This is a genomic window from Robertmurraya siralis (assembly GCF_005502275.1).
In the GTDB taxonomy this organism is placed as follows: Bacteria; Bacillota; Bacilli; order Bacillales; family Cytobacillaceae; genus Robertmurraya; species Robertmurraya siralis.
The window spans coordinates 577597-600251 of record NZ_SWLZ01000001.1 but is presented as its reverse complement, the minus strand read 5'-3'; the positions used below and the strand labels follow the sequence as shown (position 1 = coordinate 600251).

Annotated in this window: 19 protein-coding genes; 2 read left to right on the top strand and 17 right to left on the bottom strand. The window is 39.2% G+C overall.

Annotated elements, in window-relative coordinates; all coding sequences use genetic code 11:
* Window positions 1-26 precede the first annotated feature (26 nt).
* Together FCJ93_RS02820 and FCJ93_RS02815 are read left to right on the top strand one after the other, a co-directional pair.
* Complete coding sequence (locus FCJ93_RS02820; RefSeq protein ID WP_095308216.1) at window positions 27-1214, top strand: ROK family transcriptional regulator; 1188 nt, start codon at window positions 27-29, stop codon at window positions 1212-1214.
* A gap of 73 nt (window positions 1215-1287) precedes the next feature.
* A complete protein-coding gene (locus FCJ93_RS02815; protein ID WP_137742859.1) occupies window positions 1288-2895 on the top strand; it encodes a glycoside hydrolase family 43 protein in 1608 nt (535 codons plus the stop codon).
* A 185-nt stretch (window positions 2896-3080) separates the two neighbouring features.
* On the opposite strand, the gene FCJ93_RS02810 is transcribed toward FCJ93_RS02815, so the two are convergent.
* The 17 genes from FCJ93_RS02810 to yfmF all read right to left on the bottom strand — a co-directional run bounded on the left by FCJ93_RS02810 (window position 3081) and on the right by yfmF (window position 22545).
* Window positions 3081-3623, bottom strand: a complete 543-nt coding sequence (locus FCJ93_RS02810) for an outer spore coat protein CotE (protein ID WP_095308212.1) — start codon at window positions 3621-3623, stop codon at window positions 3081-3083.
* A gap of 348 nt (window positions 3624-3971) precedes the next feature.
* On the bottom strand, window positions 3972-4403 hold the full coding sequence (locus tag FCJ93_RS02805; RefSeq protein WP_137742858.1) for a RicAFT regulatory complex protein RicA family protein: 432 nt from the start codon (window positions 4401-4403) through the stop codon (window positions 3972-3974).
* A 1-nt stretch (window position 4404) separates the two neighbouring features.
* On the bottom strand, window positions 4405-5949 hold the full coding sequence (gene miaB / locus FCJ93_RS02800; RefSeq protein ID WP_137742857.1) for a tRNA (N6-isopentenyl adenosine(37)-C2)-methylthiotransferase MiaB: 1545 nt from the start codon (window positions 5947-5949) through the stop codon (window positions 4405-4407).
* A gap of 330 nt (window positions 5950-6279) precedes the next feature.
* Window positions 6280-7146, bottom strand: coding sequence for a 2-oxoacid:ferredoxin oxidoreductase subunit beta (locus tag FCJ93_RS02795; protein WP_095308207.1), 867 nt, complete (start codon window positions 7144-7146; stop codon window positions 6280-6282).
* Between the two features lie 2 nt (window positions 7147-7148).
* The gene (locus FCJ93_RS02790; RefSeq protein ID WP_095308206.1) at window positions 7149-8882 is read right to left on the bottom strand and encodes a 2-oxoacid:acceptor oxidoreductase subunit alpha; all 1734 of its coding nucleotides are present in this window, start codon (window positions 8880-8882) and stop codon (window positions 7149-7151) included.
* 626 nt (window positions 8883-9508) lie between these two features.
* On the bottom strand, window positions 9509-9769 hold the full coding sequence (gene spoVS / locus FCJ93_RS02785; RefSeq protein WP_003181955.1) for a stage V sporulation protein SpoVS: 261 nt from the start codon (window positions 9767-9769) through the stop codon (window positions 9509-9511).
* A gap of 242 nt (window positions 9770-10011) precedes the next feature.
* A complete protein-coding gene (locus FCJ93_RS02780) occupies window positions 10012-10809 on the bottom strand; it encodes a TIGR00282 family metallophosphoesterase (RefSeq protein ID WP_137742856.1) in 798 nt (265 codons plus the stop codon).
* 84 nt (window positions 10810-10893) lie between these two features.
* Window positions 10894-12456, bottom strand: coding sequence for a ribonuclease Y (rny, locus tag FCJ93_RS02775; protein ID WP_095308202.1), 1563 nt, complete (start codon window positions 12454-12456; stop codon window positions 10894-10896).
* A gap of 364 nt (window positions 12457-12820) precedes the next feature.
* Window positions 12821-13864, bottom strand: coding sequence for a recombinase RecA (gene recA, locus FCJ93_RS02770; RefSeq protein ID WP_095308717.1), 1044 nt, complete (start codon window positions 13862-13864; stop codon window positions 12821-12823).
* 551 nt (window positions 13865-14415) lie between these two features.
* A complete protein-coding gene (locus FCJ93_RS02765) occupies window positions 14416-15654 on the bottom strand; it encodes a competence/damage-inducible protein A (RefSeq protein WP_137742855.1) in 1239 nt (412 codons plus the stop codon).
* 53 nt (window positions 15655-15707) lie between these two features.
* Entirely contained in the window at window positions 15708-16286 is a 579-nt protein-coding gene (gene pgsA, locus FCJ93_RS02760) for a CDP-diacylglycerol--glycerol-3-phosphate 3-phosphatidyltransferase (RefSeq protein WP_095308198.1), read from the bottom strand.
* A 137-nt stretch (window positions 16287-16423) separates the two neighbouring features.
* The gene (locus FCJ93_RS02755; protein ID WP_137742854.1) at window positions 16424-17323 is read right to left on the bottom strand and encodes a helix-turn-helix domain-containing protein; all 900 of its coding nucleotides are present in this window, start codon (window positions 17321-17323) and stop codon (window positions 16424-16426) included.
* Between the two features lie 128 nt (window positions 17324-17451).
* Complete coding sequence (locus FCJ93_RS02750) at window positions 17452-18243, bottom strand: DUF3388 domain-containing protein (RefSeq protein ID WP_095308194.1); 792 nt, start codon at window positions 18241-18243, stop codon at window positions 17452-17454.
* Window positions 18244-18822: 579 nt separating this feature from the next.
* Window positions 18823-19080, bottom strand: a complete 258-nt coding sequence (locus FCJ93_RS02745) for a DUF3243 domain-containing protein (protein ID WP_095308192.1) — start codon at window positions 19078-19080, stop codon at window positions 18823-18825.
* Window positions 19081-19218: 138 nt separating this feature from the next.
* The gene (gene ymfI / locus FCJ93_RS02740) at window positions 19219-19941 is read right to left on the bottom strand and encodes an elongation factor P 5-aminopentanone reductase (RefSeq protein WP_137742853.1); all 723 of its coding nucleotides are present in this window, start codon (window positions 19939-19941) and stop codon (window positions 19219-19221) included.
* 34 nt (window positions 19942-19975) lie between these two features.
* A complete protein-coding gene (yfmH, locus tag FCJ93_RS02735; protein WP_137742852.1) occupies window positions 19976-21265 on the bottom strand; it encodes an EF-P 5-aminopentanol modification-associated protein YfmH in 1290 nt (429 codons plus the stop codon).
* Window positions 21265-22545 carry an EF-P 5-aminopentanol modification-associated protein YfmF gene (gene yfmF, locus FCJ93_RS02730; protein WP_137742851.1) on the bottom strand — a complete coding sequence of 427 codons (1281 nt, stop codon included), beginning with the start codon at window positions 22543-22545 and terminating at the stop codon, window positions 21265-21267. The genes yfmH and yfmF overlap by 1 nt, the downstream gene beginning before the upstream one ends.
* Window positions 22546-22655 lie beyond the last annotated feature (110 nt).

The window sequence follows — 22655 nt, the reverse complement described above, 5'->3', positions numbered from 1 at the left end:
ACTTAAAAGAAAGAGATGACCGTTTAATGAAAACGTGGAACCAACATGTAGTAAAACAAGAAAACAAAACACTCGTCTTAAATACAATTAAACAGCTCTCTCCTATTTCAAGAGCTGAAATTGCCAATCTGACTGGACTCAATAAAGGGACTGTATCCTCTCTTGTCAGTGAATTGTTAGAAGAGAAACTGATATATGAATCTGGTCCTGGGCAATCAAGCGGTGGCAGAAGACCTGTTATGCTGCTCTTTAATCAAGTTGCCGGTTTTTCAATTGGAATTGATCTCGGCGTCAACTACTTACTCGGGATTGTGACCGATCTTCAAGGAAATATACTGCATGAGAAGACGATTAGTTATAAAGATTTGACCTATGAAAAAATTATGACTCATTTGTACGATATCATTGATCAGCTAATCGCGTTAACACCTAAGAGTCCATATGGAATTGTTGGAATCGGCGTCGGTGTACCTGGAACGGTAAGTAAAGCGGGAAAAGTATTGCTCGCACCTAATTTGAAATGGAGAAATATTGACTTAAAATCTGTTCTTCAAGATAAATACAATGTTCCCATCATTATTGAAAATGAAGCGAACGCCGGCGCTTACGGTGAAAAATTGTTTGGAGCGGGAAAGGAAGCGAAAAATCTTGTTTATGTAAGCGTCGGGATAGGAATTGGAGTTGGATTGATTTTAAACAACCAATTATATCGCGGAAATAATGGCTTTTCAGGGGAACTTGGTCATATGACAATCGACATCGCTGGAGAAAAATGCAGATGTGGCAATAAAGGCTGCTGGGAACTGTATGCGTCAGAACAAGCATTGCTAAAAAAAGCCAACGATGCCGGCCTTTCTTCAACGGGAGATGATGTTACACTCGATTATTTATTAAAGCTTGCCACATCTGGAGAAACAATCGCGATTCAGCAGTTTGAACATATTGGAGAAAACCTTGCAGTCGGAATCAATAATATCATCAACATCTTTAATCCTCAGCAAATTATTATTGGAAACCGGATGGCATCAGCCAAACGGTGGCTGACAAACCCATTGGAAAAGCGGATGCAAGCTCGAACTTTATGGTTTCAGCAGCGCGATTTAGAAATTAATTTTTCCGAGCTATCCACACATTCAGCTGCTTTAGGTGTGACCGCTTTTGTGGCAGAGAATTTTTTCAACAGTGATCTGCAAAAGTTTTCTCAAGCACTTTAGTTCATCAGGAATGCACAATCGTTCGCGATTGTTTTCTAATTATAATAAAATAATATGAATGAGGTGGGGAAACATGGCAAAGATTCAAAATCCCATTTTAACAGGTTTTAATCCAGACCCGTGTATTTGCAGAAATGGAGAAGACTATTACATTGCGGTTTCGACCTTCGAATGGTTTCCTGGAGTTGGAATTTATCACTCCAAGGATTTAAAAAATTGGCGTTTAGTCTCAAGACCTCTCAATCGATTAAGCCAGCTAAATATGATTGGCAATCCTGATTCTGGCGGAATTTGGGCACCTGCCCTCTCCTATCATGATCAAAAATTTTGGCTGATTTATACCGATGTAAAGGTAACGGAAGGACGCTGGAAGGATTGTCATAATTATCTTGTGACTTGTGACACGATTGACGGAGATTGGTCTGAACCAATCCATCTAAACAGTTCAGGCTTTGATCCATCATTATTTCATGATGAGGATGGTAAAAAGTATTTAGTCAATATGCTTTGGGATCATCGCATCCACAATCATAATTTTTACGGAATCGTATTACAGGAGTACAGCGCTAAGGAGCAAAAATTAATTGGCGATGCAACGGTCATTTTTAAAGGCACAGACATTAAATTAACGGAAGCTCCCCATCTTTATAAAATAAATGACTATTATTATTTACTCACAGCTGAAGGTGGCACGAAATATGATCACCAAGCAACCATTGCACGTTCCAAACAATTATTTGGACCTTACGAAGTTCATCCAGACAACCCACTCATTAGTTCCTTCGCTCATCCAAGAAACCCCTTACAAAAGGCAGGACATGCATCTATTGTACAGACCCATACGGATGAATGGTTTCTAGTCCATTTAACCGGTAGACCACTGCCACGTGACGGCCAGCCTTTATTAGATCCGCGCGGCTTTTGTCCACTTGGAAGGGAGACAGCAATCCAACGTTTGGAATGGAAGAATGATTGGCCCTATGTTGTTGGGGGAAATCAACCATCACTTGAAATTGATGGTCCTGAGATTGAAGAAGTCATATGGAGCAGCGATGCCAATATAAAAGATGACTTCAACAGTCCTGAATTAAATCTTCAGTTTCAATCATTACGCATCCCTTTAGGTGAAGAAGTTGCTTCTTTAACAGCTCGTCCAGGACATTTAAGACTCTATGGCAAAGAATCGTTAACTTCGAAATTCACGCAGGCTTTTATTGCGAGACGGTGGCAGCACTTTTATTTTACAGCAGAAACGAAAGTCGCTTTTGAGCCAACAACATTCCAACAGTCGGCAGGGCTTGTAAACTACTACAATACACAAAACTGGACCGCACTACAAATTTCATGGCATGAAAGGAAAGGACGTATTCTAGAAATCATGACCTGTGATAATTTTAGCTTTACTCAGCCCCTTTTTGACCAAGAAATCTTGCTTCCATCCGAACTTGAATATGTTTATCTTCGCGTCGATGTAGAATTACATGTTTATTCTTACTCCTACTCCTTTGATGGTCAAAACTGGGTTAAAATTCCAATAAAGTTCGACTCATACAAACTTTCTGATGATTACATTCAAGGCGGAGGATTCTTCACAGGAGCCTTTGTCGGGATGCAATGTCAAGATACATCTGGTCAAAATCGACACGCCGACTTCGATTACTTTCTTTATCAACCACAGTAACACAAATGAGCACCTGCTTCTTACGGTGCTCATTTTCGATTCATCTACTAAAAACGGAATTTAGCATTTCTCTTTCGTTTTTTCCTTTATTTTTGTTCATCGGTGTTGATTTTTCTTAACCATTTGCTTAACAAAAATTAAGCACAAAGAAAAAACTAGGAAGCATAATCTCCCTAGCCTTCGTTTTACTCTTCCTCAGAGCCGACTAAGAAATCTGGATCTAAATCCTCAAACTCCTCATCGTCTACATCAAAGTAGTCTTCATCATCATCTTTATGCTTGCCTGGATGAACTTCTACACATACCTTTGTTTCCCCAATGACTTCCACTAGAAACTCCCTCTCGACGTGCACGATGATTTTGTTTCCATTTGGGGAAATAACTGCTTCGACACAGTTTGGCTGCTGAAGTACTTTCACGATTACGTCGAGGTCGTCAAGGCAATCTGGGTCACGATATTTTAGTTTAATAACGTCTGTATAGTCTACTCGTTCTGTGACAACTTCAGTTTGTGTATTATCATTAAAGGAGTACCAAACATTAATGTCATAGTAGCCGCAAACTTCAACTGTTTTGCCAACCTTTTTCGCCTCGTACGTATGGTTGATAATCCAACAACCTAGGATGCTAGTTGGATTATTTTTTGGGCAAATCGTATGATTGGATTGGGTGAATTTTCGTCCTTTCGCTACGACCGCTTTTGTGATAATCTCTCTGTATTCTCCCATTGCGAGCGAACCCTCCTCACTTAAGTTTCATTTCATCCTATGCGGGATATTAGACTAGTGTGCTTATCTTTTTATGAATGTCTATCCTTGTCAGAACGTAATGACACTCCATTTATTCGGGCAATTTTTCATGAACTAAACGTCAATTTATCCTATGCATGAACCCAGAAATGGGTGAATGCAGGAAGATGGGAAGAGGGTTCCTTCTTTACAAGAAAAAGCGCAATTCGAGGAAATTATTGTATTAACAGATTGGGTAAGAGAACAACGCGAAATTAGGCTTCTACTATCTGCTTGAAAGTAAAACAGCCTCTGCCGCCAAAACGGAAAAGGCTGTTTTACCTATTTTTAATGATTATGTGAGCATTCTTTATTCTTTATTTCTGCTCCCGTTTCACCACTGAGAAGATTTCCCCCTGTGGAGGTGATGATTTCATCTGTTACTTTATTAGAAATCGTTGAAGCAACTAACTGGAGCAATTCATTCACATCACCTTGAGACTGTTTGAACTCTTGGACAACTGGAATAGCATCTAATTCTGCTTCTATTTTAGCAATCTTTTCTTCCGTTCTCTTTAATGCTTCAGGTTTTCCATAGTGATGAAGATTGACCGCTTGCTTTTGTAATCCTTTAATCTCATCAATCAATTTGCGGACTTTTTCATTTTCATGAATTTGCGCTTCTGCTCTTTTAAAGAAATCAACTTCCTCTGTTTGCGCAATTAATGTTGCAAGTTCTTGTGCACGCGCTACAATTTCGTCTTTTGTATATTTCGCCATATTATTTCACCTCGACTGGTTGAACTTCTTCTACCATCTCTCCATTTAATGACCAAGTCTTTGTTTCTGTCACTTTTACCTTTACGACTTTACCGATAGCTGTTTTTGGACCAACAAAGTTTACAAGCTTGTTTCTACGTGTATATCCTGCTAACACATCAGGATTGTTCTTGCTTTCTCCCTCTACAAGAACTTCAACAACTTGATCCTTATATTTCTTCATTGCTTGAGCAGAAAGCTCATTTACAAGGCTGTTTAATCGTTGGAGACGTTCTTTTTTTACTTCCATTGGAACATTATCCTGCATTTTTGCCGCAGGTGTTCCCTCACGTGGAGAGTAAATGAACGTATATGCTGCCTCGAATCCAACTTCGCGGTATAAAGAAAGGGTTTCTTCAAACTGTTCATCGGTCTCATTTGGATATCCAACAATAATATCCGTTGATAATGCGACATTCGGGATAGCTTTCTTTATTTTACGAACAAGTTCAAGATACTGTTCTCTTGTATACTTACGGGCCATAATTTTTAAAACATCAGTTGAACCAGACTGAACTGGCAAATGAATGTGTTCGACTAGATTTCCACCCTTTGCAAGAACTTCAATAAGATGATCATCAAAATCACGAGGATGACTAGTCGTAAAGCGAACACGTGGAATGTCAATTTTACGAATTTCATCCATTAAGTCGCCTAAACCATATTTCATATCGTCAAAGTCTTTCCCATAAGCATTCACGTTTTGCCCAAGAAGGGTGATCTCTTGATATCCTTGTGCAGCTAATTGCCGCACTTCATGAATAATTTCTTCTGGACGGCGACTTCGTTCTTTTCCCCGTGTATATGGGACAATACAATACGTACAAAATTTGTCGCAGCCATACATAATGTTAACCCAGCCTTTAATATTACCACGACGAACCTTCGGAAGATTTTCGATGATATCCCCTTCCTTAGACCAAACTTCTACAACCATTTCCTTTGACATATAGGCTTCTTGCAGAATGTTTGGCAGGCGGTGAATATTATGGGTTCCGAAAATCATATCGACTTGATTGTATGTTTTTAGAATCTTGTTCACGACAGATTCTTCCTGTGACATGCACCCACAAACCCCAAGCAAAAGATCAGGATTTTGTGTTTTTAAATGCTTTAAATGACCGAGTTCACCAAACACCTTATTTTCGGCATTTTCACGAATCGCACAAGTATTTAGTAAAATAACATTAGCATCTTCAACGGTATCTGTCGGCTCATAACCTAGACCGATGAAAATCCCTGCCATTACCTCCGTGTCATGTTCATTCATCTGACATCCGTAAGTACGAATATAAAATTTTCTTCCTTTACCCATTCCCATGAATTCTTCTGGAATAGCAAAATCATGATGGTATTTAACCTCTTCTTTTCCTCTCTTTTTTGCCTCTTTTAAGGACGGAGGTACGTATACAGTTTCAAAGTATTTGCTGTAATCCTTTTCGGATTTTTTGTCCGAAGAATTAGCAACCTGTACTTGTTGACCTTCTAATCGTTGTTTCTCATTCATTGAAAATCTCCTTTCTCATGAATCCACTTGTAAAAAGCTTCTTATCATTTTAGTAGATATACACACATTACTAAAGTATAAACCCAATAGGAAGTGAATACAATAGGAAGCCTGCTTTTATCCCTTTAAAACTTAGCATGAACTGCTCTGATTTTGTCAAAGCATTTGAGGTTGCAGACTGTATACAAACTCGAAGGATTTCAGTTTGCCTACAGTTTTTACAGCCAATATCCAAAAATGACAAAAGCCATCGAGAGGCTGCCTCTCGATGGCTTTTGTCGACACTCTGACAACCTCAAAGCATTTGAGGTTGTTTACATTTTCTTTCCATTACATAAACTCAGCTACTAGTTTTTCAAAATGTGCTTCATCTATTTGCAGGTCTGCTTGGGAAAGCGGTGTTTCTGAGTAACCAGGAAGCATCTCCTGATAAGATGGACGCTCCGTATTTTGATAAATAAGTCCGGTTACTAAGCCATCATGTTTCATAAGGGTTTGCATGGCTTGTTCACGGCTTGATGGATCATATCCTTCAATATCTGCCAATTTCGTAAGATTTTCTTTGAACCAATCATACGTATTGACCTTGTTATACGTTACACATGGACTAAATACGTTGATTAAAGAAAAGCCTTTATGCTTAATTCCAGCTTCAATTAAAGCCGTTAAATCTTTTAAATCAGTTGAAAAGCTTTGCGCTACAAAAGTAGCACCAGCAGTTAATGCCATTTCCATTGGGGAAATTGGTTGTTCAACAGATCCTGATGGCGTCGATTTCGTTTTGAAACCTGCAGCCGATCTTGGAGAAGTTTGACCTTTTGTTAAACCATAGATTTGATTATCCATGACGATATATGTGATATCGACGTTGCGACGAATAGCATGAATCGTATGTCCCATCCCGATTGCAAACCCATCTCCGTCACCACCAGAGGCAATCACAGTTAAATCACGATTGGCCATTTTTACCCCTTGGGCAATTGGAAGAGAACGTCCATGAATTCCATGGAATCCATATGAATTAATATATCCAGAAATACGTCCTGAACAACCGATACCTGAAACAACTGCTAAATTTTCTGGTTCCAGCCCAACATTTGCTGCCGCTCTTTGAATAGCCGCTTGAACCGAGAAATCCCCACACCCTGGACACCAGTTGGGCTTCACATTGTTACGAAAGTCTTTAAATGTTGCCATTTTTAGAACAGCTCCTTGCTTTTTGTATAAATTTCATGTGGCAAGAATGGATTTCCGTCGTATTTTAAGTGGTTTTTCACTTTGTTAGCATGTCCGACGTTCATCTTCAGAATATTGGCTAACTGACCTGTTGCATTGTTTTCAACAACAAGAACGTTTTTAGCTGATTGAACAAGTGGTAACATCTCATCCGTTGGAAATGGATGAATTAAGCGAATATGAGCATGATTCACTTTTAATCCATCTTGCTCAAGACGAGTTATCGCTTCTTCAATCGCCCCACGTGTAGAGTTAAAGCCAACGATTAAAAGGTCTGGCTCTTGATGAGGAGCATTCTTATATACTGGTGTATTAAATTTCAAATTTTCGATTTTGCGGAAACGCTTATCCATTTGAGCATTACGATTTAGTGCAGATTCTGATGGTTTTCCTGTTTCATCATGTTCCACCCCTGTGACATGATGAATTCCGTTTTTCATTCCTGGGATGACACGTGGTGAAACACCATCTTCTGTCACTTCATAACGTTTGAAATAACCTTTATTTTCAATTTCTGGCAACTCATCTTGCTGTAATTTTCCGCGGCGAATTTCAATTTTACTATAATCAAGCGGTTCCACTGTCTGTTTTCCGAGTGAGAGCTGCAAATCGGATAAAACAATAACCGGACATTGGTATTCTTCAGCTAAATTAAATGCCTCTGCCGTATCATAAAATGCTTCTTGAACCGTGCTTGGAGCCATAACGATCTTTGGAATTTCACCATGAGTTCCATAAATCATCGCCATTAAATCAGATTGCTCCTGCTTTGTTGGTAAACCTGTTGATGGGCCCCCACGTTGAGTGTCAACAATAACGAGCGGTTGTTCAGTTATACCAGACAAGCCAATCGCTTCCATTTTCAATGAAAGGCCAGGACCTGCAGATGCCGTTAGTGCACGAACCCCGGCATAATTAGCACCGATCGCCATCGTAGCAGCTGCAATTTCATCTTCAGTTTGAATAACTGTTCCGCCAAGCGCTGGAAGCTTCTGGATTAAATATTCCATAATTTCTGAAGCAGGTGTAATCGGGTATGCAGCCATAAAGCGACAGCCACCAGCTAATGCTCCAAGAGCGATAGCATCGTTTCCAATCATGAAAAGACGTTTATTTCCATCAGCTTTCTCTAAATGCATCACTGCATTTTCAGCCAATTCAGCTTTCATATGGTCAAACCCAGCCTTAACGGCTTCCATATTCTTATCAACAACTTGTTGGCCCTTTTTGCCAAAGATTTCTTGCACCACTTCTCTGAAAACATTAATATCTAAATCTAGTACAGCACATGTAGCACCAACTGCTACCATGTTTTTCATTAAAGATGTTCCCAGTTCAGTAGCAATCTCTGTGAATGGGACTGCATACAAAGTCGCATTGGTATCCTCTGGTTGAGCAGGATTAAACTTCGCATCAGCGATGATAATTCCATTGTCATGAAGCTCTTTGTAATTTAGATCCACTGTCTCTTGGTCAAACGCGACTAAAATGTCTAAATCATCCGAAATAGACCGAACTTGAGTCGTACTTACACGAATCTTATTGTTCGTATGCCCACCTTTAATTCGTGATGAAAAGTGACGGTAGCCATACAAGTAGTAGCCCAGACGATTCAGAGCAATTGAAAAAATTTCCCCAGTACTTTCAATACCTTCCCCTTGTTGTCCGCCAACTTTCCAAGAAAGTTGATTGATCATGTCTTACACCCCTTCAGATACGTTAAGAAATATGTAAAAAACGTTATTTGATTTCGACGAGCTCATTTCAAAATGGTTCATTCAGCCTAGAAACAATTTCTAAGACAGAAGAAAAATATCGATCGCAATGCTTCCAGACGAATCTGAAACATTGTGAAATTTACTCATGGTCTAGTACAATTCTCACCCAAATTTCATTGGAAAAGTAGGGTACTAAACGCTTTCAATTCTAGCCCTATGTTGTGAAAAAAGCAACCCTTTCCGCATAAATATTGACGAAAGTATGAATATTTTTTTAGTTTTCAAAACATAATAAATAGTTGGCAACCTTTGCTGTTTCATAAATGTTTTCCATGATTGAAAAAATTTAAATTTCTTTCAAGAAGGCTTTGTTATATGTCCATGTTGATATTTGGCTCATTTCGAGTAAAACCAAGTTTTCACAGAAAATGAACCAAATATCGTTTAATTTCAAGAAAAAAGCCTGCTTGCTAAGCAAACAGGTTGTGTGCATAAGGATTTCACCAGCAGGAATGTTCATTCATTCCTTCATAAGTTTTGTCATATAGAATCAACGACAATGTCAACCATGCCTTTAACCCCAATGCTTCGTTTTCCCCTAAACATTACCTTGGTTCAACAATTAACTTAATGGCTGTTCGTTCTTCTCCATCAATCTGAATGTCTGTAAAGGCCGGAATACAGATTAAATCAACTCCGCTAGGTGCCACAAATCCTCTTGCTATTGCTACTGCCTTTACGGCTTGATTCAATGCACCCGCACCTATGGCTTGGATTTCCGCAGCTCCTCTTTCCCGCAGAACTCCGGCAAGCGCACCAGCTACAGAATTAGGATTAGATTTTGCTGAAACTTTTAATATTTCCATTCCTAGCTCCTCCTCGTTTACCCCCCCTGAATGTTCATCTATTGAACAGGTCAGGTATATATGATTCCATTGCTACTATATTCAAATGTTAAATCACATATTCCAGCTTGGACAAAATATTGGAGAAATTGCTTTGACATTTTCAAAAAAACTCCTTAAACAACGAAGAATAAATTTTGATGTTGAAACATTTTTGGCCCATTTCCATTGAAACAAAAGTTTCAGAAGAAATGGGCCAAATTCTATGAATAAAATGGGTGATCCTCATTAATTAAAATGCGTTCAATTTTTTTAGCCAAACCCGTTTTATTATCTAATTGTACTAACACGGCACTTAACTGGGTTCTCCCCGTTTTTGGAACTTCAAAACGGACCGGCAGCCCTGTTAAAAACCGTTTTAAGACAACTTCCCGCTCCATTCCAAGAATGCCATCATACGGTCCAGTCATCCCTACATCAGAGATGTATGCTGTACCTTTCGGCAACACGCGATTATCAGCTGTTTGCACATGTGTATGGGTCCCAACAATAGCAGATACTCTACCATCTAAATACCAACCAATTGCTTGTTTTTCACTAGTTGCCTCACCATGAAAATCAACGAAGATAAAAGGAGTTCGCTCCTTTGCCTCTTTGATAAGTTGCTCAGCTTTTAAAAACGGATCATCGATCGCTGGCATGAACGTACGACCTTGGAGATTAATCACAGCAATTTCAAGTTGATTCATTCGCACATACACGATCCCTTTCCCAGGGTTATTTTCTGGAAAATTAGCAGGGCGAATAAGGTACTTCGCATCTTCAATAAATTCAAAAATTTCACGGTTGTCCCAAGTATGATTGCCGAGCGTCACTACTTGCGCACCAACCTCTAAGAAGCTCCGATAAATTTTTTCCGTAATTCCCTTTCCACCCGCAGCATTCTCACCATTTATAATCGTAACATGTGGTCGATATTTTTCTTTCAGCTTTGGAACATATTCCATCACCATATCACGGCCAGGAGATCCCACTACATCTCCAATAAACAATATATCCATGTTCAATCCCTTTCTCTTATATACTAATGGTCCATTATAGCAAAAAAATAAAATAAATAAAACGGTGCATTTGCACCGTTTTATTTATTTTGCATATTCAACAGCTCTCGTTTCGCGAATAACTGTTACTTTTATATGTCCTGGATAATCAAGTTCAGATTCAATTTTCTTGCGAATATCTCGAGCAAGACGATGTGATTCTAAATCGTCTATTTGATCAGGTTTTACAATAATACGTACTTCTCTACCTGCTTGAATCGCAAATGATTTCTCGACTCCATCATAGGACTCAGAAATCTCCTCAAGCTTTTCTAAGCGACGAATATAGTTTTCCAACGTTTCTCTTCTTGCTCCAGGTCTAGCGGCTGATAACGCGTCTGCAGCGGCCACGAGTACAGCAATGACAGATTGAGCTTCACTATCCCCGTGATGGGAAGCAATACTGTTGATGACAACTGGGTGCTCTTTATACTTTGTTGCAAGCTCAACACCAATTTCCACATGGCTCCCTTCTACTTCATGATCAATTGCTTTGCCGATATCATGAAGTAATCCAGCACGACGAGCCAATGTTTCATCTTCTCCAAGCTCAGCAGCTAATAATCCAGAAAGTTGGGCAACTTCAATGGAATGCTTAAGCACATTTTGTCCGTAGCTTGTACGAAACTTTAGACGCCCCAGAATTTTGATTAAATCTGGGTGGAGACCATGTACCCCAACCTCAAAAGTTGTTTGCTCACCAATTTCTCGAATATGCTCATCCACTTCGCGACGTGCCTTATCAACCATCTCTTCAATACGAGCTGGATGAATGCGGCCATCCTGAACAAGCTTCTCTAGTGCAAGTCTTGCTGTCTCTCTGCGAATTGGATCAAACCCTGAAAGAATAACAGCCTCCGGAGTATCATCAATAATGAGGTCAATCCCTGTAAGAGTTTCAAGTGTACGAATATTACGGCCTTCACGTCCAATGATACGACCTTTCATTTCATCATTTGGTAAACTTACAACTGAGACAGTTGTTTCAGCCACGTGATCCGCCGCACATCTTTGAATGGCTAATGACAAGATTTCTTTTGCTTTCTTGTCCGCTTCCTCTTTTGCTTTATTCTCACTCTCTTTAACCATTAAAGCGATCTCGTGAGATAATTCCTTATCCATTCGCTCTAAAATGATGGACTTCGCTTCATCACGCGTTAAGCCTGAGATGCGTTCAAGCTCAGATTGTTGCTTCTTTAAGATCTCGTCCACTTTGCTTTCCATCTCTTCAATATGCTGTTGTCTTTTGTTAAGAGAATCGTCCCTCTTTTCTAATAGTGATTCGCGTTTATCTAACGACTCATCTTTTCGATCTAAGTTTTCCTCTTTTTGCATTAAACGATTTTCTTGTTTTTGCAACTCATTTCTTCGATCACGAATTTCACGTTCAGCTTCTGTTCGAAGCTTGTGAATTTCATCCTTTGCTTCTAGCAGAGCTTCCTTTTTAGTCGAGTCCGCATCACGCTTTGCATCCTCTAAAATTTGCTCCGCCGCATCTTTTGCACCTGCAATCTTTGCTTCAGCAACGGATTTACGAACAAAATAGCCAACAACGGCACCGACGAATAGGCCAAGCAAAATGGAGATGATTATAAATCCTAAATCCATCATTTCACCTCCTCTTGCTATGAACTTTTTGTTTTTACGTTTCTAAACTGTCGGCATGTACATTGTCATCCATCAATATACAGCACAAAGGCTTTTTAACGTTTTAATCATTATAAAAATTGTAAAATATACATATTAATTGTAAAGGTGTGAATTTTTATTGTCAAGTGCCTGTCTAGTCAGCCATTTGCCAGTTGTTACTAAAGCTGTAGAGCTTCTCGATCCGTTTATGCCACAACTTATTAGCAGTTCGTTCAGCAAGCAGAGAATTTTGACATACAAAACAGCAAAGCCTCTTAAGCTTTGCTGTTTTAAATAAGGGCATACATCCCCATAGCTTCTGAACGTGAATAAATACAAGCTCTTAATCGACAAGATCAAAAGTTTCTTGGCCCTCATCTTCACCTTCTACGACCTTAACACCATCCAAGCCATAGTACTCACGGATTTTCTGCTGAATTTCCAATCGAACTTCCGGGTTTTCTTTTAAATATAGCTTTGCATTTTCACGACCTTGGCCAAGTCGTTCGTCGTTATAGGAGTACCAAGAACCGCTCTTTTGAACAATATCAATTTCGGAACCTAAATCGATAATCTCGCCCTCTTTAGAAATTCCTTCTCCATACATAATGTCCACTTCAGCAACTCGGAATGGTGGTGCGACTTTATTTTTGACGACTTTAATTTTCGTTTTATTTCCAACCATATCGTTGCCTTGCTTTAATGTTTCTGCACGACGGACTTCGAGACGGATAGAGGAGTAGAATTTTAATGCACGTCCTCCAGGTGTTGTTTCAGGATTTCCAAACATCACCCCAACCTTTTCACGAATCTGATTGATAAAGATGGCGATTGTTTTAGACTTATTAATCGCTCCAGAAAGCTTACGAAGAGCCTGAGACATTAGCCGAGCCTGCAAGCCTACATGACTGTCTCCCATCTCCCCTTCGATTTCGGCCTTCGGTACGAGTGCAGCAACAGAGTCGATAACTAAAATATCAACTGCACCACTTCTTACAAGTGCCTCAGCGATCTCTAGTGCTTGCTCTCCTGTGTCTGGCTGGGACAGAAGCAATTCATCAATATTTACACCGAGATTTGAAGCATAAACTGGATCTAAAGCATGTTCAGCATCGATAAATGCAGCTTGTCCACCTTCAGCTTGCACTTCTGCAATTGCATGCAGAGCCACAGTCGTTTTACCAGAGCTCTCTGGTCCGTAAATTTCAATAATCCGTCCCCGTGGATATCCACCAATCCCCAGAGCTGCATCCAGTGCTAGAGAGCCACTCGGTGAAGTAGATATTTGCCGATCTGTTTGTTCACCCAATTTCATAATGGAACCTTTACCAAATTGTTTTTCTATTTGTTTCAACGCCATTTCTAAGGCTGCTTGACGATCGCTCACCATAAATTCCTCCTTATTTCATCCAATCGGTTCATCTCTTAAAAAACCTATCTCTAATATAACTGTTTTCCACTCATTTGTCGAGAAAAAAATCGAACATCCATTCGTTTTTTCTCGGTCCATTAAGAGCTGAAATTTTCAACTTCCCTTAAGAAAAAATCGCATCTTAGTAAGAATGGCTGCGGAGTTATACTTATTTTAACCATAATCTGAAAATATTTAACTATCGCTATCCTCATGCTAATGGAAAATGTAGCATGCTCTTCACAACAACTCAATTACAATTGCAATCTTAATCTATTAATCCCTCGTGTCCAAAATGGAAGCGACAAAATTCTCCTTTTTCCATTTGCCATTTATAGAAGACCTTTTTCATAAAAAGAACTTCACAAAATCCATGTAGACCATTAAATGGTAAAAAAGAGCGTGCAGGCAGTCACCGCTCAAAGTTGGATTTCGAACATCATTGCTTTTCTTTTTCTAAACAACTAAAAGCAAGTGAAGGATGTTGATCTGTATCCTCTCCTCACTTGCTTTTCCTTTAAGTCCTATCATTCCTTTAAGCTATTGAGCAGGAAATGACATCCATGCTTTATCGTTCTAAGCCGGATCCCTTCCCTCGTCCCCGCAAGCTGCAACTGCTCATATTTGGGCTCTCTTCCTTTGATAGAAATACCAATAAAGACCATTCCGACTGGTTTGCCTTCTTGCTTTGCTGGTCCCGCGACTCCTGTAAAACTTATGCCAATATCAGCTTGTATGAGAGAACGGACATTTTCTGCCAGCTCAAGGGCACACGCAGCACTAACTGCTCCATAAGTCTCGGTCGTTTCCTTCTTAACGTTGAGGACATGTTTCTTCACCTCAGTGGCATAGCAAACAACACCACCCTTAAAAACATCACCCGCGCCTGATATTGAAGTAATCTCCTGCTGGAAAAGCCCTCCTGTAAGGCTTTCGGCACAGGCTAACGTCAAATTTCGGGCATCCAGCTCTTGAAACAACTCATTCATTAATGAAGTGGAATCATAACCATAAAAATACTCTCCCACTCTTGCAAGAATTTGTTGTTCAGTCTTGTCGATCAGCTGATGAGCGAGTTCTTCATTTTTCGCCTTCGCCGTTAATCGAAGCGTCACCTCACCATCTGCAGCAAGCGGTGCAATTGTTGGGTTTTGCTGTCCATCAATTAAATCATCAATTTCAGTCTCTAACATCGATTCTCCGATCCCAAAAAAACGGAGAACACGGGAAACAATTTTGTCATTAATCGGCTGAAGCTTCAAAATCTCCTTTTCGCCATATTGGGAAAACATTGGTTCAAGTTCTTTAGGTGGACCTGGTAACAACATATAACTTCGTTCATTTACAGTCACAACCATTCCAGGTGCCATTCCATGATCATTCGGAAGGACAGCGGCACCTTCTAATACAAGGGCTTGTTTGCGGTTGTTGTCTGTCATTACTCGATTGATCGTTTGAAAATACTGCTCAATCGAAGAAAGAGCCACTTCATCATGAACGAGCTTCTTCCCTAAGTGTAACGCGATCGTCTCTTTCGTTAAATCATCCTTCGTAGGACCGAGCCCACCCGTCAGAATGATGAGATCCGCCCTACTCTCCGCAATTTCTAGAGCACCCTTTAACCGTTCTGGATTATCACCGACAACTGTATGGTAGTAAACATTGACACCAATATTGGCAAGCTGCTTCGAAAGAAATTGAGCATTCGTATTCACAATCTGCCCAAGCAATAACTCCGAGCCAACTGCAATGATTTCCGCATTCATGCAAAACACCCCTACCCATGAAAGTTATGTCCAGCCAAATATCGTAGATTCTTTTATTTGGAGTTGATGAAAACATGTTTATTTTTACTAAAATAATCCCAGCCTGACCAAACTGTAAAAAATGCAGCGACCCAAAGGGCTATATCAGCAAACGGCAATGACACGAGTTCAAAAATCATATTATGTAATAATAAAGCTGAAATCGCAATAATTTGCGTCCATGTTTTTATTTTCCCCAACATATTGGCAGCAACAATTTCCCCTTCTCCAGCCAAAATTGCTCGAAGTCCTGTTACCGCAAACTCTCTGCTAATAATTAGAATCACAATCCATGATGATGCCATACCAATTTGGACAAGAACAATCAACGCTGCCGAAACGAGTAGCTTGTCCGCCAACGGGTCCAAAAACTTCCCAAGATTCGTTACTAAATTATATTTACGGGCATAATAGCCATCAATCCAATCGGTCGTAGAGGCTATAATAAAAATCAATGCTCCTACAAAATGGGCAATTGGAAGTTCTGCACCAAGAAATTTCATCTCACCCCAGGAAAAAGGATAGAGCATTATAAGAAGAAACAGAGGTATAAGTAAAATTCTTGAGACGGTTATTTTATTTGGCAAATTCATTTAATTTACCCTCCAACTTTAAAAATATAGATCAATCCTAATCCTTAATCATGGTCTTCATTCTCTACACATGTATAGTAAAAATCGATGCAGAAGACAAAATAGTTAAAAGCGAAAAATAGTCACCGAATCGATGACTATTCAGAAGTTTTCGTGTAACGAATCGTAATATCTTGTACGGTCTGGCTTTCAGGCGTTGCAGCATATTCCAGCTTTTCGTCATTTATATAGATCTCTGTGTTTGGCGCACTTCCAACCCTGATCACAACTTCTTCTTCATTTGATAAATCCTCTGTATGACTATCCGTACCACCTGTCGTAAGCATTCCTTGGAAGACTGATTGACCAGCACCATTTTTAATACTCACCCAAGTTTCACCAGTGGAAACAAGCTTCAGCTCAAAGTTATCGGCATTTTTGAGTTCATAAGTAGTTCTTCTTCCTTGCGATTCCACAACCGTTATTTCTTGTTCTTGTGCAACCTCTTCTTCGGTTGAATCAACATCTTCATCTTTACCATTTTGCTCATCCTCTTCTTCATCAACAACTGGCTCTTCTACTGGCTCACGCGATAAATTCTCAGCTTCCTCATAAGATGCCCCATCAGAATTATTTTCTATCTGCTCATTCGTATCTTTACCGGCAGTTTGCGAATAAAAATACCAAATGACTGCCAGCGCACCAATTATAAAGGCTGCAACCAATATTTTCGGGAGAATATCAAAGAATTTAGAATTTCCCCCTGAAATATTCCTGCGAGTTTGAACACGGGAAAGCTTCTCAGGTAAATCGTCTTTAAAAGCTGTAGGGACATCCGCTTGATATTGCTCAAACAACTCCTCAGGCTCTAAATCGACTGCTTCCGCATATTGTTTAATAAAGGCACGGACATAGAAAGGTCCCGGCATCATGCTATAATTTCCTTCTTCTATTCCCTCTAAATATCTTTTTTGAATTTTCGTCACAGCTTGCAAATCATCTAAGCTCATATCTTTTTCAAGACGAGCCTCCTTTAAACGATTCCCTAATTCCGTCAATTTGTAACACCTTCCAACTGATAATTTTCATTATGTCTCTATCACCATTCCATAATGTGAGCAATCGAAGACATCATTTTCAACCCTACATATCATATTCAACCTTGGTTAAGGAATCCGACCTTACATTAAAAATCAAAACCACCAAAGTCAGAATCAGAAAACATATTATTTTTTTCAACAACTTCGTATGTAATCTCTTGTTCAGGATCATCTCGCAATTCAATAATATAATCAAAATCATCGAGAGTATACTCTGTATTTTGCACAAATATATCAGGATGCTCAACAACTTTCACGGCAGGCAAGCGCATAATCTCCCGCACCAATTGCCAATGACGCTCATTAGCTCTCCTTGTTGAGACGATCCCATCGATAATAAACAGATTATCCTCACTATACTCATCTTCAATTAATTTATTGCGAATGGTTTGTTTTAATAATGTTGATGATACGAATAGCCATCTTTTATTAGCACAAACGCTGGCAGCAACAACAGATTCTGTTTTGCCAACGCGTGGCATGCCACGAATGCCAATAAGCTTATGACCATCCTTCTTAAATAATTCTGCCATAAAATCAACTAATAATCCAAGCTCATCCCGAACGAAGCGGAAAGTCTTTTTATCATCGGCATCTCTTTGTATGTATCGCCCATGCCGAACAGCTAATCGATCCCGGAGCTTTGGAACACGGAGCTTTATGACTCTTATTGTATCCATCGTATGTAAAATAGACTCTAGTCTAACAATTTGATCATGGTTTTTAGCTAAAATTAACAGCCCGCGTCGGCCCTCATCGATACCATTAATCGTCACAATATTAATAGAAAGCATCCCTAGCAATGACGAAATATCACCAAGCAGTCCAGGGCGATTTGTTGTTATTTCATATTCTAAGTACCATTCTTGCTTTTCCATGGAAAACCTCCTTAGAAGTAGAAATATAGGAGTGCCTGTGATCCCAAGGTGCGCATGGTATCTTTATGAATTCCATCAGCTTGGAAAGAGCTTTGCTGGCATTCTCCAAATTATTCTCTTATTCGACAAAATCACCAAAAATAAGCAAATTCATCTAGCTTCTATAATAAAGGATTTTCTATGAATATGAAAGAAAAAAGCGAGTTCAAGTTTAGAAAAGATATAGATAAGAGCACCCATAACAATTATATTCTTATTCCCATATATATGACAATTTTTATCCCTATTTCAAAGTCATTTTTGTAAAATAAATGATCAGGAGCATTCAATGATTCCAGTGAGGACGGACCAAAGGAATTTCCCCTGTGCATAATCAACCTGCCAAATTACAACATGTCTGCTCTTTAATAATTAAAGCCGGCTGGGATTCCCTTAACTTATCGGGGATGTTGGTTAGCACTTAGCTGCTTGAGGTGCGGTAGACATAGAGACTTCAAAGTGGGCTCGACCACAACGAGCACCTAAACCACGAGTAAAAAAGAGAGGCGAAGCCTCTCTTTAAGAATAAACAAAAACATTTTAGGAATTTCCATTATTTTGTACTAACTTAACCATTACGTTAGCAATCGCATGCTGCTCTTCTGGAGTAGCAACAGACCAAAGATCAGCTAAAATTCTTTCTTGTTCGTTCTTCGGATCTACTTGCTTTGCTAAATAATCACCAACCTGATACGCGATATCGCTAATAACCTCTTGATTCATTCCTTCATTTTGAGCCTGATGTAAGCGATCTCCTAAAAAGTCTTTCCATTGATTCCAATTTTCAAGTACAGACATGAAATAACCTCCTTAATTATATTACGTGGTTATTTTGCTTACTTGACAGGGATATTATACATATTTTACATATTTTTTCATCAAGGTTTTTAATAGGTATAGTAGTGTCACCAAAGGATGAATGAGCCATCCTTTCATTTACACATACCAGCCGCCATTAACAGCGATAATTTGTCCAGTTATATAAGCGGCTCTTTCTGATAAAAGAAATGACACGGTATCAGCAACATGTATTGGCTTTCCTAATTCCCCCATTGGAATTTCTTCAACCAGATCTGCAAGCTCATCCTCTGAAAAAGCCGTAATCATAGGTGTTTGGATCGCTCCTGGAGCAATGCCATTAACCCTGATTCCACCTAAAGCAACCTCTTTGCTCAATGCCTTAACAAAAGAGAGTTGTGCACCCTTAACGGTGGAATACGCAACCTCACAAGCGGCTCCTGTTTGGCCCCAAATCGAGGAAATGACAATGATGTTGCCACTTTTATTTCTCAGCATCTTAGGCAGCAGTTCTTTTGTCAGCAATAATGGACTTGTAACATGTGCAGTAATTAATTTTTCCGCCTCTTCCTCCTGCAAATCAACAAGAAGACCATAATGACTCATCCCACTATTGTGAATGATGGCATCGAGTGAAAATATCTGAGATACAACCAATTTGTAGCCATTACGTGAGGATAGATCCGCTTGTATCGGAATGTACTCCCCTTCATAACGGGAGAGCTCCTCCATAAGCTGATGAATAGACTGTTCATTTTTATAGAAATGCAAATAAAGATTATATCCTTCCTTCGCAAGGGTCAAAGCGATCGCCCTGCCAATTCCCCCACTTGCACCAGTAATTAACACAAATTTCTTCATAAAAAATCCTTCCTGCTCCCCTAAAACACTGCTCTTATTTTTTCTTTGGCATGATCTGACAGACCGATAAACGCTCTTCAGAAATAAACTCGTTTGCCACCCTTTTTACTTCATCAATTGTCATTTTTTCAAGTGTTGGGACAACATCAAATAAATTCATTTCATTAAATGCATAGCGTGTAAATTGATTGGCAATGAATTCGGGAGAGTTGACTGCCCGTAAAAAACCACCAATCTTCTTCTTTTTTGTTCTTAGTAATGCTTCCTCCGTTAAGCCACCGTTTTTTATGGCAAAAAGCATTTCCTTCAGTCTTGCCACTAATTGCTCAGGATTGCTTGTATCGCCACCAATCATGGCAAAGCCAAAGCCCGATTCCTGCGTATAATCATAGGAAAATGTATCATCAATTAATCCTTCGTTATAAAGCTGTTCATAATTAACTGAGCTTTTTCCGAACAGCATATCCAACAGTACATTCGTAGTCAGTTCATTTTTCAGCATTTCCATTCCACTTTGGTCATGATGCAATGCCTTTATTCCAAGCAGACATTTCGGAGTTTGCACATTCATTTCAAGAATTTTCTTTCCTTCGTTCGCTTCCTTTTTTTCAGCTTCAAATCGTCTTTTAATCTCTGGCTGTGATTCAAATGGTTTCTTAGCTTGATTTTCTTTAATTTGATTCATTATCTTCTCGACATCAACCGGTCCGACCACGAACAATAACATATTGCTCGGATGATAAAAAGTGTTATAGCACTCATACAACATATCCTTCGTGATATGGGAAATGGAATCGATCGTTCCAGCAATATCAATTTTAACAGGGTGATTTTGATAGAGATTTTCGATTAAACCAAAATAAAGTCGCCAATCTGGATTATCATCATACATCGTAATTTCTTGGCCAATAATTCCTTTTTCCTTTTCAACTGTTTTTTCTGTAAAATAAGGTTCTTGGACAAAATCCATTAATGTCTCTAAGTTCAGTTCCACATTTGAAGTACTGGAAAAGAGATAGGCTGTTCTTGTGAAGGAAGTAAACGCATTCGCAGATGCACCTTGGCGACTAAATTGTTGGAAAACATCCCCATCCTCTTTTTCAAACAGTTTATGCTCAAGAAAATGGGCAATGCCATCAGGCACCTTGACAAACTCTTCCTTGCCAAGAGGGATAAAGTGGTTATCGACCGATCCATATTTTGTCGTAAAAGTTGCATACGTTTTATTAAATCCCCGTTTCGGGAGGATATAGACATCTAATCCATTGGCTAATTTTTCATAATAAAGCTCTTCTTGTAATTGTTCAAATGTGATTTTTTCCATTATTGCACCGCCTCCTGTCCCGTTAAAAAGTAAACAGTGTCAAGCTGGATTTTTTGAGCAACCTTTACGATATCTTCCTTTGTTGCTCTTTCCATTTGTTCCAGCCAATGATCCAATGTGATGTTTTGATGTGAAACGACATTATGATAAAGGATTTCAACTATTCCCCTTGCCGTATCTATGGTTTCTAAAAGCTGATTACGTATGACTGCCTTTGTTTGCGCCAGCTCCTGTTCGGAAAAATCGCCTTTTTTCATTGCAGCCATCTGCTCATTAATAATCGCTACTGCCTGCTCATAATTTCTGTGTTCAATTCCCGACATGACCATCATCAAGCCTTTATGACTCTCCAGACGACTGGCTGCATAATAAGCTAAACTGGCTTTTTCTCGAACGTTTATAAATAGCTTCGAATGAGAAAAACCCCCGTAAATACCATTTAGAACTTGAAGGGCATAATAGTCCTCATCGCCATAAAATATATTTGTGCGAAAACCAATGTTTAATTTCCCTTGCTTGACGTCCTGCACTTCATTAATTGTTTTTACTTCACGTTCTGCAACCGCTTCACTCCGTTCAACGAGTTTTGGCTGACGGGGAGAAAACTTAATTTTTTCATGTGCTATTGCTGCCACTTCATCTTCGGATACGTCCCCTATTACATATAAATCGAGTTCATCCTCTGAAAATGCCTTTTTATAATAGGAAAATAAACTTTGTGCCGTTATCCCAGCCACTTCATCCATTTCTCCATGGACATGAAGAGCATATCGTTCCCCTTTACACATTTCCTCCACTAGTCTTGTACTTGAATATTTCATCTTATCATCATAGTTAGATTGAATTCTTTGTTTATGTGTACGCTTCTCCTTTTCAACTGTATCTTGCTCAAAGGCATTATTGGCAACGTTTGGATTTGTCAAAATTTCCGCTAAAAATTCCATCCCTATCCTTAAAAGCGGCGTTTTATCGGATAAAAACTTCTCGTTTGCGATTTCTAAAGCGAAGCTAATAACATGATAATCTCCTTTTTTGGCCAAATCGACATAAAAGCTAGCTCCATATAATTCGTCTAAAAAAGCTCTTAGCTTTGTTGAGGATGGATACTTTTTTGAACTGCTCTGCAAAACATACGGCAACAATGCCCGAAGTGTTACTTCTTCCTTGCTTATTGGAGCTTTCATTTTCCAAACAAGTGTATTCGTTTTGAATTTTTCAGTTTTTACGATATGAAGATTGTAGCCTTCCATTTCTTTCACTGATTCTGATATAACAGTCATTAAGACATCCTCCTTAGCATCATACATACTCCTTACTATCATACCCAATAATTTTTGTTAAACTTTCAAGAAGATATTATTACTATACCTTGCCGCTATTTTCCATTTCA